This is a genomic window from Streptomyces sirii (genome assembly GCF_045690365.1).
Taxonomy (GTDB): Bacteria; Actinomycetota; Actinomycetes; order Streptomycetales; family Streptomycetaceae; genus Streptomyces; species Streptomyces sirii.
This window is the reverse complement of record NZ_CP147982.1, coordinates 4,877,458-4,891,774: the sequence shown is the minus strand read 5'-3', so window position 1 is coordinate 4,891,774 and position 14,317 is coordinate 4,877,458. Positions and strand designations below refer to the sequence as shown.

Below are 14,317 nucleotides of genomic sequence, written 5' to 3'. Positions count from 1 at the left end.
AGCAGGGACAGCAGGGACAGCAGGGACAGCAGGGACAGCAGGGACAGCAGGAAGGCCAGGGAGGCCAGGGAGGCCAGGGGTTCGCCGACCGGCGTAGCCCGGACCGCGGTGCGGAGCGCCGGAACGCGCCCGGCGACCACCTCACCGTCACCGTTCACGACTCCGGCTCGGCCCGTACCGACGGGACCTTCGAGCTGTACTGCCACCCCGGGCGCGGCAGCCACCTCGACGCCAAGGGGGCCTGCGACAAGCTGGACGGGATGACGAAGTGGGGCAAGGACCCGTTCGCCCCCGTTCCGCAGAGCGCGCAGTGCACGATGATGTACGGCGGTCCGGCCACCGCGCATGTGACCGGGACCTGGGCGGGGCGTCCGATCGACGCCGACTTCAAGCGCACCGACGGATGTGAGATCAGCCGCTGGAGCCGCTTCGAACCTCTGCTCCCCCGGACCACTTTGTGACCGGATTCGTGCCGTAGTAGCGCGCCAGGTCAGGACGAGGGGCACATGTCGGGCGTGCGGCGAGTCGCCCACGGCCGTGGCAATACCTCCTCGTCATCCACCTCCGCGTCGCGGGCAAGTGCCCGTAGACTCCATCCCAGCGATCCGCCACGGTGGATCGGCACGGTGCGGTAACAGGAGGGAAGCGTCTCGTGAGCAGCAGGCCATCCCGAGGCGCTGCTCGCCTCGCAGCCATACTCGACGCCCTCCCCGACGCGCTGTTGCTCGTCAACTGCAACGGCACGGTCGTCAACGCCAACACCATCGCACTGGAGACCTTCGAGGCGCCCGGTACGGCCCTGGTGGGGCGCGGGCTGCTGGATCTGCTGCCGTCCTTCGACTCCAAGCACATCCCGGGTTCCATGCGGCGCCGGGACGAGGAGATCGAGGGGCAGCGGACGAAGCCGACGCGGATGGTCGCACGGCGTACCGACGGCACGGAGCTGCTGGTCGAGGTGACCAGCGCCAACCTCGAGGACGGTCGGACTCCGTACGAGAGCGCCTTCGAGGCCGCGTACGCCGATCACCGCAACGGCTACACGGGCGACGAGCTGCTGATGCTGGTCGTACGGGATCTCACCGGCACGCTGGACACCGAGACCGAGCTGGCCCGCCAGCAGCGGCAGACCGAGATGATCCTGCGGGCCGCGGCCGAGGGTGTGGTCGGGGTCGATGCGGACGGGAAGGTCGTTCTCGTCAACCCGTCGGCCGCGCAGATACTCGGCTATCGGGCCAGTGAGCTGGGCGGGAAGGAACTGCATCCGCTCATCCACCACTCGCGGGCGGACGGGTCGGCGCTGCCGTGGGAGGACACGCCGCTGGCCGACACGCTCAAGTCCGGGCGCAAGCACCGGGTGCGCGGTCAGGCGCTGTGGGCGAAGGACGGGCGCGCGGTGGCCGTCGATCTGACGACGGCGCCGGTGCGGGACGGCGATCAGCTGGTCGGCGCGGTGATGACCTTCACCGACCGGCGCGCCCTCGACGCGCTGGCGGCCCGGCACGCCCAGCTGCTCGCCGTGCTCGACCAGGCGCTGCGCGGGCCGCTGGAGGAGCTCAAGGGTGAGCTGGGCACGCTCGCGTCCGATCCGGCCGGCCAGCTGTGGCCCGAGGCGAACCAGATCCTGCACCACCTCGCGGCCGGGCACGCCCGGATGACGACGCTGGTGGACAACGTCCTGAGCTACCAGCGGCTGGACTCGGGCAAGGACAAGCTCAACCGCACCAAGGTGTCGCTGGACGCGGTGGTCGCGGCGGGTGTGGAGGGCGCGGTCGAGCTGATCGGGCCGGGCCGGGCGCAGTTCGCGGTGCACGCCCCGCCGATAGAGGCGGTGGTGGACCCGGAGCGGATCGCGCAGGCGCTGTCGCACCTGATCGCGGATGTCGCGGGGGTGGACTCCACGGGCCGGATGCCGGTCGGCGGGGCCGCGCCCGGCGCGGGCGGGCGCACGGGGGCGATCCCCGGCGACTCGACGATCGTGGTGGCTGCGGCCAAGCGCGGCGATGTCGTACGGATCGAGGTGCGCGGGCCGTTCGACGGCGGTGACCCGGTCCATGAGCCGATCGTGCGCGGGATCGTGCGGCAGCACGGCGGGCTGATGCAGACACACGAAATTCCGGGGGCGCCGGGCGGCGGCGCGGGCGGCAGCGCGTATGTGCTGGAGCTGCCGGTGGCGGTCGACGGCGCGGCGACGGCCGCCGCGGACCGGGCGGACGGGCCGACCGGCAACGAGACGACGGTGATGCCGGTACCGGCGGCCCGTGCGCGGGGCACGCAGGGCGACGCGGCGGACGGCGCCCAGGGGCCCGCGGACAAGGGCGAGGGCGCCGAGAGCCGGGCACAGGGTGACGGTGCCACCGGTGGGGCCGGTGAGTCCCTCGCCCAGCCGACCGGTCGTCGGCGGGCCCGGCGCGCGGGCGCGGAGCAGAACGCGGCCTCGGGCGCACCGGCCGCGGCGGCGGGCAACGGCACGGTGGCCGGCGGTACGCAGGGTGCCGGTGTTCCCGGTGGTGCGGACGGCTCCGAGGCGCGTCCGCAGGACGGCGCTGCGGCGACGGGCGGCCCGCAGGCGGGCACGGACGGTGCGGGGCTGCCGCCGGGTATGGCGGGGGCCGTGGCCGTACCTCCGACCGGGCGGCGGCGGGCCCGGCAGGACGCTACGGAGGGCGGCGGGCTGCCCGCGCTGCCGGCCGGCCCGGGCCAGGCGCCCCGGCAACCGGCCGCCGGCCCTCAGGAGCCCGCGGCGGGCGGACCGGCGGGTGGGCCGACGGCCGGTGCCGCTCCCTCGGCGCCGACCCCCGTTCCCGCTCGTCCGCAGATGCCGGGCCGGGCCGCCGTTCCGGGGCAGGACCCGGCTCCCGGTCAGGCCGCCGCTCCGGTTCCGGCGCAGGTCCCCGGCCGGGCAGAGGTGCCTGCCCAGGCGCAGCCGCAGGGCCTGGGCCCCGTCCAGCCGAGCGGCCGGCGGGCGCGCCGGGCGCTGGCCGAGGCGCCCGAGCGCGCCGCGCAGGGCGAGCGGGTGCGGGCGGCCGCGGCGGCCGGCGCCCAGCAGTCGGCCGGTGCGCGCACGGCCTTCGCGCTGCCACCCGCCGCGGCGGACCAGACCCCGCAGCCGGCGCAGTCCGCGCTGCCCGCGTTGCCCGCGGCCGCCGGCCAGGTGCCCGCGCAGGCGGCCGCCGCGCAGGACGGCGCCGGTACGGGGCGCCGTCGCGCCCGCCGCCCGGTGGCCGGTGGCCCGGAGCCCACGCCGCCCGCGGAGCGGTCCGCATACGAGCTGGAGGCGGCCGCCGAATCCGGTGCGTCGCAAGGTGCGGCGGAGGCCGAGCCGACCGGTCGGCGGCGGGCCCGGCGGGCCGCGGCCGAGGAGCGCGCGGCGGCCGCGATGGCCGACGCCGAGTCGTCCGGCACGTTCGTGGCCGGTCCCGAAGGACTGGTGGCACAGCCGACCGAGGACGCCGATCCGGCCGGGGGCACCGAGCCGGCCGGGGCGACGGATCCGGCGTCGGCGACCGGGACGGGAACGGGTAGGGCGCCCGGGATGGGCCCGGTGGCGGGCGACGAGGCGCTTCGGGCGCCCGGTGCCGCCCCTGCCTCGAACGGCGGCGCGCCCCAGACGCCTCAGGACCCGGCTACCCCGGCGCCCACCGGTCGCCGTCGCGGCCGTCCCAGCCCCGCCGAGGAGGCTCCGGGACACGCCCCCGCGCCGGCGCACCGCCAACCGCTGCCGCCCACGACCGAGGACGACGGCCACCCCGGGCGGGCGTTCAGCGTGCGCACCCTGGGGCAGGGCGTGCCGTTCGCCCAGCAGATCGCCGACCAGCAGCGTCCGCCGGCGCCGCCCGGCAGCACCCCGCCCGGTGGGACCTCCGCCGGTTCGGGCCGCCGCCGTAAGCTCGCCGCGCCACCGCAGGACGGTGAGCGCGCCCTCGCGGCAGACTCCGCGCCGGACGGGGCGCGCCCGCACCCGGGCGCACCGCAGCCGCAGCCGGACCCGCAGCCGGACCGGAGCCCGGTCCCCGCGCAGCCCACGCTGCCGGCCCAGCCGCAGCCGCAGCCGCATCTGATGGACGCGAGCGAGGGCCGCGCCTTTGCGATCTCCGCGCCCGACGAGGGCAGCGAAGGCCCCGAGCCGCTGGACGGCCCGAACGGCGCCATAGAGGTGATGGACCGTCAGCCGATGCCGATGGACGACGAGTTGCCGCCCGAGCCGCTCGACAATCCGCGCCGGCTGCTGGTCTGGCCGGCGCCGGACGTCGCCACCCAGCAGGCGCTCAGCGACCGCGGCTACCGCCCGGTGATCGTCAACTCCCGCGAGGAGGTGGACGCGCAGATCGCGGCGTACCCGGCGGCTCTCTTCGTCGACCCGCTGACCGGGCCGATCACCCGCACCGCGCTGCAGTCGCTGCGCCAGGCGGCGGGCGCGGCCGAGGTCCCGGTCCTGGTGACGGCCGGTCTGGGGCAGGCCACCCGGGAGGCGGCGTACGGCGCCGACCCGGCCGTGCTCCTCAAGGCTCTGGCACCGCGGGACAGCGAGCAGCATCCGCCGCGGGTGCTGCTGATCGAGCAGAACGACGACATCGCGGGCGCGCTGACCGCTTCGCTGGAGCGGCGCGGTATGCAGGTCGCACGGGCCGGGGCGGACAGCGACGCGGTCACTTTGGCGACGCAGATGCGGCCGAATCTCGTCGTCATGGACCTGATGCAGGTGCGCCGGCGGCGGGCCGGCATCATCGACTGGCTGCGTGCCAACGGCCTGCTCGACCACACGCCGCTGGTCGTCTACACCTCCGCCGACATGGACCCGGCGCAGCTGCCGCGGCTGGCGGCCGGGGAGACCGTGCTCTTCCTCGCGGAGCGCTCGACGAGCGCCGAGGTACAGGGCCGGATCGTCGACCTGCTGGCGAAGATCGGCACGAACTGAGCCCTAGGGGGCAGGGGAACAGATCCCGTAGGGGATGCGAGGGCCCCCTGCGGGGCCACAACGTGGTGGGGTGAGGCGGAATTCCCGCCGGTCGCCACAGGATCAGAGCCGGGCACCACGCTCGGGGCGGGCACCGCGCCCCGGCCGGTCACCACGCTCGGGCCGGGCACCCGCACTCGGGCCGGCACACGCTCGGGCCGGCACACGCTCGGTGCGGGTGCCCCACCGCGGACCGGCCGGGACCCGGCGCCCGCACCGCAGCCGAAGGCCGGGCGCCCGCACCGCGGACACCCGGCCCTCGCACCGCGGGCACCCGGCCCTTCGCATCGCGGGCACCCGGCCCTTCGCATCGCGGACACCCGGCCCCCGGCTCCCCCGGCTCCGGCTCAGGCCAGCAGCGTGACGTCCAGCTCGCCTTCCGCGTACTGCCTGCGCAGCACCTTCTTGTCGAACTTGCCCACGCTCGTCTTGGGCACCGCCGGGATCAGCGCCCAGCGCTCGGGCAGCTGCCAGCGCGCGATCCGTTCGCCGAGGAACGTCTTCAACTCCTCGTACCCGATGGTCGCGTCCGGGGTGAGCACCACGGTCGCCAGCGGCCGCTCGCCCCACTTGTCGTCGGGTACGGCGACCACCGCGGCCTCGGCGACATGCGGGTGCGCCATCAGGTGGTTCTCCAGCTCGACGGAGGAGATCCACTCACCGCCGGACTTGATGACGTCCTTGGCGCGGTCGGTCAACGTCAGATAGCCGTTCGGGGTGATGGTGCCGACGTCGCCGGTGCGCAGCCAGCCGTCGGGGCTGAACTTGTCGTCGGGGCGCAGCGGGCCGTCCTGCGCGCCGCCGTAGTAGGCGCCCGCGATCCACGGTCCGCGGACCTCCAGCTCGCCGGCCGCCGTGCCGTCGTGCGGCAGCCGCTCGCCGCCGGGCCCGATCAGCCGGGCTTCGACGGACGCGGGGAAGCGGCCCTGGGTGGCGCGGTAGTCCCACTCCTCCTCGCCGCCGACCCCGGCCGGCGGGTGCGCGACGGAGCCCAGCGGAGAGGTCTCGGTCATGCCCCAGGCGTGGACGACGCGGATGCCGTGCCGCTCCTCGAAGCCTCGCATCAGGGCCGGCGGGCAGGCCGAGCCGCCGATGACGACCGTCCGCAGACAGGCCACGTCGCGCCGGCCGGCGTCCAGTTCGGCGAGTAGGCCCTGCCAGATGGTGGGGACGGCGGCGCCGACCGTGGGCCGCACGGTCTCGATCATCTCGGCGAGCGGCGCGGGCTGCAGGAAGCGGTCCGGCATCAGCAGCGAGGCACCGGCCATGAACGCGGCGTGCGGCAGCCCCCAGGCGTTGACGTGGAACATCGGCACGACCGGCAGGGTGATGTCCCGCGAGGTCAGTGCGAACGCCTCGGCGGAGTTGACCTGCATCGAGTGCAGATACAGCGAACGGTGGCTGTAGAGCACGCCCTTGGGGTCGCCGGTGGTCCCGGAGGTGTAGCAGAGCGCGGCGGCCGCCCGCTCGTCGGTCTCCGGCCAGTCGTAGGCCTCCGGCCGCCCGGCGAGCAGCTCCTCGTAGTCGTGCACCCGCGCCCGCGCGCCGTCGAGGACGGAGGTGTCGCCCGCGCCGACGACGACGATGTGCTCGACCTTGGGCAGCTGGGCCAGCAGCGGTGCCAGCAGGGGCAGCAGGCTGCCGTTGACGAGCACGACCCGGTCCTCGGCGTGGTTGATGATCCACACCAGCTGCTCGGCGGGCAGCCGCAGGTTGAGGGTGTGCAGCACCGCGCCCATGGAGGGGATGGCGAGGTAGGCCTCCATGTGCTCGGCGTTGTTCCACATGAGGGTGCCGACCCGTTCGTCGTCGGCCACCGACAGCTCGTCGCGCAGCGCATGGGCCAGCTGCGCGGCGCGGCGGCCGATCGCGGCGAAGGTGCGCCGGTGCGGGTCACCGTCGGTCCAGGTGATGACCTGCGACGCACCGTGGACCGTCGAGCCGTGGTCCAGGATTCGCGAGACGGTGAGCGGTACGTCCTGCATCGTGCTCAGCACCGGGTGCCTCCGCTTTGTTACGGGCGGGTAGTGGTGCTGCGATTGTCAACGCATACCGATCGGTATGTCACGCCCCCGGGGGTGTGTTTCTTGCCAGCTCTCGACACCGCGTCCGAACCCGCGGGCGGCCGCTGATCAGCAAGGATGGGCATAAACCGGGCCCGGTCGGCGGCTCGCCGCTCAGGACCGCGGCTCGACCGTGGGCGGCGCCGCCTGGAGGACCAGCACCGACAGATCGTCCTCGACCGGGCCGGTGCCGAAGTCGTGCGCGGCGCGCCGGACGTGCTCGGCCAGCGCCTTGGCGCCCAGGCCCACGCCTTCCTTCAGGACCTCGATCAGACCGTCGTTGTCGTCCAACTGCCAGTTGCCGCACCGGCGTTCGGTGACGCCGTCGGTGACGCAGAGCAGCGTCTCGCCGGGGGCGAGGTCGAAGGAGCTGGCGTGGTACTCGGTGCCCTCGTCGATGCCCAGCAGCATCTGGGGATCGGAGGCCGCCTCGACGGCGCCGTCGAGGAACATGTGCAGCGGCGGCGGATGGCCGGCGCTGGCGACCGTGCAGCGCGCGCCGGGCACGCCGGGGTCGACCTCCAGCTCGCCGTAGAGCAGGCTCAGGAACCGGGAGGTGGCCTGCTCACCGCCCAGCTCCACCGCCTCGGCGCTCTCCTCCGCCATGGCCAGATTCAGCCGTCCGAGTACCGATTCGACGCCATGACCCTCGCGCGCCAGCAGCCGTACGAGGTGCCGGGCCAGTCCGGTGACGGACATCGCCTCCGGGTCCTTGCCCTGCACGTCGCCGAGCAGGAAGCACCATCGGCGGTCGCCCATCGGGAAGACGTCGTAGAAGTCGCCGCCGACAGTCTGGCCCTCGCCGTGCGGCTCGTAGACGATCGCGGTGTCCACGCCGACGACGCTGGCCAGCGACGCGGGCAGCTGCCGGCGCTGGAGCGCCAAGCTGATCGTGGTCTGCCGGGTGTACTGCCGGGCGGTGAACACGGCCTGCGCGACCCGGCGCGCGACGTCCTCGACCATCCGCACCACGGTGTCGGTCATCTGCAGATGCCCGGACCGGCCGAGCAGCAGCACGCCCAGGTCGGTGTCCCGGGCGACCAAGGGGAAGGCGAGCGCGGAGCCGCCAGAAGGGGCCGCGCCGGCGCAATCCGGCCAGGGCCAGGGGGTGCCGGCGGTGCGGACCATGTCGACGGGCGGTTCGCTCTCCAGGTCGGCGCGGAGCGGATTGATCCGCCGCTCGTCGACGTGCCAGACGCGGGAGAGCTGCATTCCGCCGCCCTCGACGCTCAGCCAGATGGCGCACCAGTCGGCGAGCCGGGGCACCAGCAGCTGGGCGGCGAGCGCGGTGACCATGTCCTGGTCGAGCTGCCCGGCCAGCAGCTCGCTGGTCTCGGCCAGGAAGGACGGGCCGCCGCGGTCGGCCCACTCGGCGGCGCGCCCGCGCACCTGGCCGCGCTGGCCGACGGGGTGCGCCAGGCGCACCGGGAGCTCGGGCGCGGCGCCGACGAGTGCCGGCTCCCCCTCGGTCGCCTCCAGTCGGAACCAGACCGTCTTGACCGACTTGCGGTAGGTCACCCCCCAGGCCTCCGCCAGCGCGCCGACCAGCTGCAGACCGTAGCCCGGCTCACCGGTCCGGGCGTCCACGCCACCGCGTACGCCCCGGGCCGGATGGCGGTCGGAGACCTCCACCACCACGCCCACCTTCGCCCGGCCGGCCCCCCTCTCGGGGTCGGCCGGCGGGCCGTGCTCCAGGCGGCAGGTGACGTCGATGTCCGTGCCGGCGTACATCACGGCGTTGGTGACCAGCTCGCTGGTGAGCAGCACCGCGGTGTGGATGAGCTCCGAGCTGATCGCCGCGGCGCCGGGTCCCGCCGTGGCGGGCGGCGCGCCCGCCCGCTCGGTGAGCAACGCGCGCACGAATTTCCGTGCTCCGGAGGCCGCGAGCTGATTGGCCGGCAGTCCTTTCCGGGACACGGATTCCGTCGCGTACGGGGAGGACAGCGCTGCCACTGCGCCCCCTGAGTGTGCCGGGAAAAACTAATTACGAGCGCTTTATACTATGTCATATCCGGCCAAATTGATCATTCTGCAGGAATAGGACCTCTCCACAACGACCACCGGGGGATGGTGCGCCATGGCTCTCGACCCGCCCCCACCCGAATCCGCCTCCGCGCCCGCCGGGCGCTCCGTGTCGTCGCGGCCCACCGCGCCGTCGCCGCCCACCGCGCCGTCGCCGCCCGCCGGGGCCGGGTCCGACGGGGGCGGACAGTGGGTGCGCACCAGTGAGCTGCGGCCGCTGCTCGCGGCGATGAACGCCCTGCGTGACGGGGACTTCACCACCCGCGTGGAGAGCTTCCCGGACGGCGGCACGGCGGACGGTGTGCTGGCCGACATGGTGGGCGTCTTCCACCAGATCGTCGCCCGCAACGTCCATCTGGCCTCCGAGCTGCAGCGCGTCCGCGGCGAGATCCTCCGCCAGGGCCGCCTGGACGAGCGGATCTCCGCGAGCCCCGGGCAGGGGACCTGGACGACGAACATCGAATCGGCCAACACCGTGCTCGAAGCGCTGATCGTGCCACTGGCCAAGGCCACCCGGGTGCTGGACGCGGTGGCCGACGGCGATCTGACCCAGCACGTCGACCTGCACGACGGCAACCGCCGGCTGCACGGCGATCTGCGCCGCCTGGGCAGCGGCGTGAACCGCATGGTCGACCAGCTCTCGCTGTTCACCGGCGAGGTCACCCGCGTCGCCCGCGAGGTCGGCACCGAAGGCCGGCTGGGCGGCCGCGCCAAGGTCCAGGGGCTCTCCGGCGACTGGCTGCATGTGACCGAGGCGGTCAACACCATGGCGTCGCGGCTGACGGCGCAGGTGCGCGACATCGCGGTGGTCACCACGGCGGTGGCGCGCGGCGATCTGACCCAGCAGGTGACGGTCGAGGCCACCGGCGAGCTGCTGGAGCTGAAGATGACCGTCAACAAGATGGTCGACCAGCTCCGGGCCTTCGCCGACGAGGTCACCCGGGTGGCCCGCGAGGTCGGCACCGAAGGCCAGCTCGGCGGCCGTGCCCAGGTCAGAGGCGTCTCCGGGGTCTGGAAGGACCTCACCGACAACGTCAACTTCATGGCGTCCAACCTGACCTGGCAGGTCCGCAACATCGCCCAGGTCACCACCGCGGTGGCCAACGGCGATCTGAGCCAGAAGATCACCGTCGACGCCCGGGGCGAGATCCTCGAACTGAAGTCGACGATCAACACGATGGTCGATCAGCTCTCCGCCTTCGCCGACGAGGTCACCCGCGTCGCCCGCGAGGTCGGCACCGAAGGCCAGCTCGGCGGCCGCGCCCAGGTCCGAGGCGTCTCCGGGGTCTGGAAGGACCTCACCGAGAGCGTCAACTTCATGGCCGACAACCTGACCACCCAGGTCCGCAACATCGCCCTGGTCGCCACCGCCGTCGCCGAGGGCGACCTCGGCAAGACGATCACCGTCGAGGCCAAGGGCGAGATCCTGGAGCTCAAGACCACGATCAACACCATGGTCGACCAGCTCTCCGCCTTCGCCGACGAGGTCACCCGCGTCGCCCGCGAGGTCGGCACCGAAGGCAACCTGGGCGGTCAGGCGCAGGTCAGAGGCGTATCCGGGGTCTGGAAGGAACTCACCGACAACGTCAACTTCATGGCGCTGAACCTGACCTCCCAGGTCCGCAACATCGCCCAGGTCACCACCGCGGTGGCCAACGGCGACCTGTCGAAGAAGATCGACGTCGACGCCCGCGGCGAGATCCTGGAGCTGAAGGACACCGTCAACACCATGGTCCAGCAGCTGCGGGCGTTCGCCGACGAGGTGACCCGGGTGGCCCGCGAGGTCGGCACCGAGGGCCGGCTGGGCGGCCGCGCCCAGGTCCACGGCGTGTCCGGCGTCTGGAAGAACCTCACCGACAACGTCAACTCCATGGCCGACAACCTGACCTCCCAGGTCCGCAACATCGCCCAGGTCGCCACCGCCGTCGCCAAGGGCGACCTGTCGAAGAAGATCGACGTCGACGCCCGCGGCGAGATCCTGGAACTGAAGACGACCATCAACACGATGGTCGACACCCTCTCCTCCTTCTCCTCCGAGGTCACCCGAGTGGCCCGCGAGGTCGGCAGCGAGGGCCAACTGGGCGGCCAGGCCCGGGTCGAGGGCGTCTACGGCACCTGGAAGCGCCTGACCACCAGCGTGAACGACCTGGCGCTGAACCTGACGACGCAGGTCCGCGCGATCGCCGAGGTGGCCAGCGCGGTCACCCAGGGCGATATGTCCGGCTCGATCTCCGTGGAGGCCCAGGGCGAGGTCGCCGCGCTGAAGAACAACATCAACCTGATGGTCGCCAACCTCCGCGAGACCACCCGCGCGAAGGACTGGCTGGAGTCCAACCTGGCTCGTATCGCGGGCCTGATGCAGGGCCACCGCGACCTGGTCGAGGTCGCCGATCTGATCCTGCGCGAGCTGACCCCGCTGGTGAACGCGCAGTTCGGCGCGTTCTTCCTGGCCGAGGCGGGCGCCGAGCCGGGTGAGGGACTCGAACTCATCGCCGGTTACGGCACCGGCCAGCCCGAAGCCCACCGCCGGCTGCCGCGGCTGCGCATGGGCTCCCCCGGCTGGGGCCTGATCACCCAGGCCGCCATGGAGAAGAAGCGCATCGTCGTCGACGCCGTACCGCCCGACTACATCACCATCAGCTCCGGCCTCGGCGCCGCCGCCCCCGCCAGCATCGTCGTCCTCCCGGTCCTCTTCGAGGACCAGGTACTGGGCGTCATCGAGCTGGCTTCCCTCAGCCGCTTCAGCGAGGTGCACCTGGCCTTCATCGACCAGTTCGTGAACACCATCGGCGTCTCGATCAACACCATCATCGCCAACGCCCGTACCGAGTCGCTCCTTTCGGAGTCCCAGCGGCTGACCGCCGAGCTGCGCCAGCGCTCCGACGAGCTGCAGCTGACCAACGCCGAGCTGGAGGAGAAGGCCGCGCTGCTCGCGACCTCGTCCCAGTACAAGTCCGAGTTCCTGGCGAACATGTCGCACGAGCTGCGCACCCCGCTGAACTCCCTGCTGGTGCTCTCCCGGCTCCTCGCCGACAACCCCGAGGGCCGGCTCTCCGGGCAGGAGGTGGAGTTCGCCGTCACCATCCACCGCGCCGGCTCCGACCTCCTCCAGCTGATCAACGACATCCTCGACCTGTCGAAGATCGAGGCCGGCAGGATGGACGTCCACCCCAAGCCGCTCCCCCTCATCAAACTCCTCGACTACGTCCGGGCGACCTTCAAGCCGCTCACCGTCGACCGCGGCCTCACCTTCGACGTCCAGGTCGGCGACGACGTCCCCAAGGAGCTGTTCTCCGACGAGCAGCGCCTCCAGCAGATCCTGCGCAACCTGCTGTCCAACGCCGTCAAGTTCACCTCCTCCGGCGGCGTGGAGCTCCTCGTCCGGCGCGTACCGGGATCGGAGTTCGAGGAGGAGTCCCTGCGCACCGCCGAAGACGTCCTCGCCTTCTCCGTCAAGGACACCGGAATCGGCATCCCGTCCGAGAAGCTCGACGGCATCTTCGAGGCGTTCCAGCAGTCCGAGGGCACCACCAACCGCAAGTACGGCGGCACCGGCCTCGGCCTGTCCATCAGCCGCGACATGGCGGCGCTGCTCGGCGGCCGGATCACCGCCGAGAGCGAGCCCGACGTCGGCTCGACCTTCACCCTGTACGTGCCCGCCCGCTACACCGCCCCGCTCCCCGCCCTCAGCGACGGCGGCCCCGCCACCGCACCCCGCCCCGTCCTCGCCGAACAGCTCACTACCCGGCCCACGCCCACCACCCGCCCCCAGCCGGACCAGGGCTCGTCACAGGGCGACGTCTTCGCCACCCAGGAAGTACGCGCACACGAGCCGACACCCCATACGGGACCCCACTCCGGCGACGGCGGCGATGTCACCTGGCCCGAGACCACCCGCCTCAAGGACTGGCTCAGCGGACGCCCCGGCCAGGTGCTGGCCGACCGCCGGATCCTCATCGTCGACGACGACATCCGCAACGTCTTCGCGCTCACGCATGTACTGGGACGGGTCGGCATCCGCGTGAAGTACGCCGAGAACGGCCGCGAGGGCCTGGAGGTCCTCGACCGCACACCCGACGTCGCGCTGGTGCTGATGGACATCATGATGCCCGAAATGGATGGTTACGAGATGATCAAGGCGATCCGGCAAGCCCCCCGCTTCGCGGACCTGCCGATCATCGCCCTCACCGCGAAGGCCATGCCGGGCGACCGGGAGAAGGCGATCGACAGCGGGGCCAGCGACTACATCCCCAAGCCGGTGGACGTGGACCGCCTGCTGTCCGTGATCTGCACGCTCCTGGACCCCGAGAACTGCACCCCGCCGCCGGGTCCCGACCCCGCCCGTGACGAGGCCGACTCCGGCGCGGACGCGGACCAGGACGACCGGGGAACGGAGGGGCAGCGGTCATGACGACGACACCGGACACCGCACCGAGCATCCTCATCGTCGACGACATGGAAGAGAACCTGGTCGCGCTGGAGGCGGTCCTCGGCTCCCTCACCCAGAAGGTCGTCCGTGCCCGGTCCGGCGAGGAGGCCCTCAAGGCGATGCTCCGCGAGGAGTTCGCCGTGGTCCTCATCGACGTCCTGATGCCGGGGATGAACGGCTTCGAGACGGCGGCCAACATCAAGGGGCTGGACCAGACGAAGGACGTGCCGATCATCCTGCTGACCGGCGCCGCGGTCGACCCCAACTACGCCTACCGCGGCTACACGGTCGGCGCCGCCGACTTCCTCATCAAGCCCTTCGATCCATGGCTGCTGCGGACAAAGGTGAACGTCTTCCTCGAACTCCACCGCAAGAACCGCCAACTGGCGTCCCAAGCAGAGCAGTTGAAGCGCCTACTGACCTCGGACGGCGGCCGCCCCGGCGCCCCGACGGCAGAGCCCCCGGAGGCCCCGGAGGCAGCCAGGACACTTCAGGGCCACGCACACGAGGAGCAGGGCGAGCAGCCCACCGTCGCCACCGCGTCCACCGAGGCCACCCGTCTGGCGGAGGTCGCCACCCAGCTCGCCCAGCTCGAATTCCTCCTACGGGACAAGGCAGGCCGCGAGTCGGGCCCGGAGTCGGGCGGCGACGAGACGGGCGAGGACATGACGGGCGACGGCGGGGCGGCCGACCTGGCCGACCGCATCGCGCAGTTGGAAGAGGCGGTGGGTCGGCTGCTGACCGACCGGAGCGGGTAGCCGCCCGCCCCGGGGACAACGGCCTCAGCGGAGAACGTCAGATCCCCGCGCTGCGGGCGATGCGGTACAGCACGTTCGGACGCAGTGCCCC

General features: G+C 72.9%; 5 protein-coding genes and 1 pseudogene. 4 read left to right on the top strand and 2 right to left on the bottom strand.

What is annotated here, in order from left to right:
* Nucleotides 1-128: 128 nt before the first annotated feature.
* Together WAB15_RS21970 and WAB15_RS21965 are read left to right on the top strand one after the other, a co-directional pair.
* Nucleotides 129-461, top strand: a pseudogene (locus WAB15_RS21970) (SSI family serine proteinase inhibitor); the annotation flags it as partial.
* Nucleotides 462-652: 191 nt separating this feature from the next.
* Complete coding sequence (locus WAB15_RS21965) at nucleotides 653-4,915, top strand: PAS domain-containing protein (protein ID WP_407287282.1); 4,263 nt, start codon at nucleotides 653-655, stop codon at nucleotides 4,913-4,915.
* Nucleotides 4,916-5,301: 386 nt separating this feature from the next.
* On the opposite strand, the gene WAB15_RS21960 is transcribed toward WAB15_RS21965, so the two are convergent.
* Together WAB15_RS21960 and WAB15_RS21955 are read right to left on the bottom strand one after the other, a co-directional pair.
* Nucleotides 5,302-6,951: a long-chain fatty acid--CoA ligase gene (locus WAB15_RS21960; protein ID WP_407287281.1), complete on the bottom strand. Its 1,650-nt coding sequence runs from the start codon at nucleotides 6,949-6,951 to the stop codon at nucleotides 5,302-5,304.
* A 180-nt stretch (nucleotides 6,952-7,131) separates the two neighbouring features.
* Nucleotides 7,132-8,970, bottom strand: coding sequence for a SpoIIE family protein phosphatase (locus WAB15_RS21955; RefSeq protein ID WP_407287280.1), 1,839 nt, complete (start codon nucleotides 8,968-8,970; stop codon nucleotides 7,132-7,134).
* Nucleotides 8,971-9,094: 124 nt separating this feature from the next.
* On the opposite strand from WAB15_RS21955, the gene WAB15_RS21950 reads away from it, so the two are divergent.
* Together WAB15_RS21950 and WAB15_RS21945 are read left to right on the top strand one after the other, a co-directional pair.
* Nucleotides 9,095-13,450: a HAMP domain-containing protein gene (locus WAB15_RS21950; RefSeq protein ID WP_407287279.1), complete on the top strand. Its 4,356-nt coding sequence runs from the start codon at nucleotides 9,095-9,097 to the stop codon at nucleotides 13,448-13,450.
* On the top strand, nucleotides 13,447-14,226 hold the full coding sequence (locus WAB15_RS21945; protein WP_407287278.1) for a two-component system response regulator: 780 nt from the start codon (nucleotides 13,447-13,449) through the stop codon (nucleotides 14,224-14,226). The genes WAB15_RS21950 and WAB15_RS21945 overlap by 4 nt, the downstream gene beginning before the upstream one ends.
* The last annotated feature ends 91 nt before the right edge of the window (nucleotides 14,227-14,317 follow it).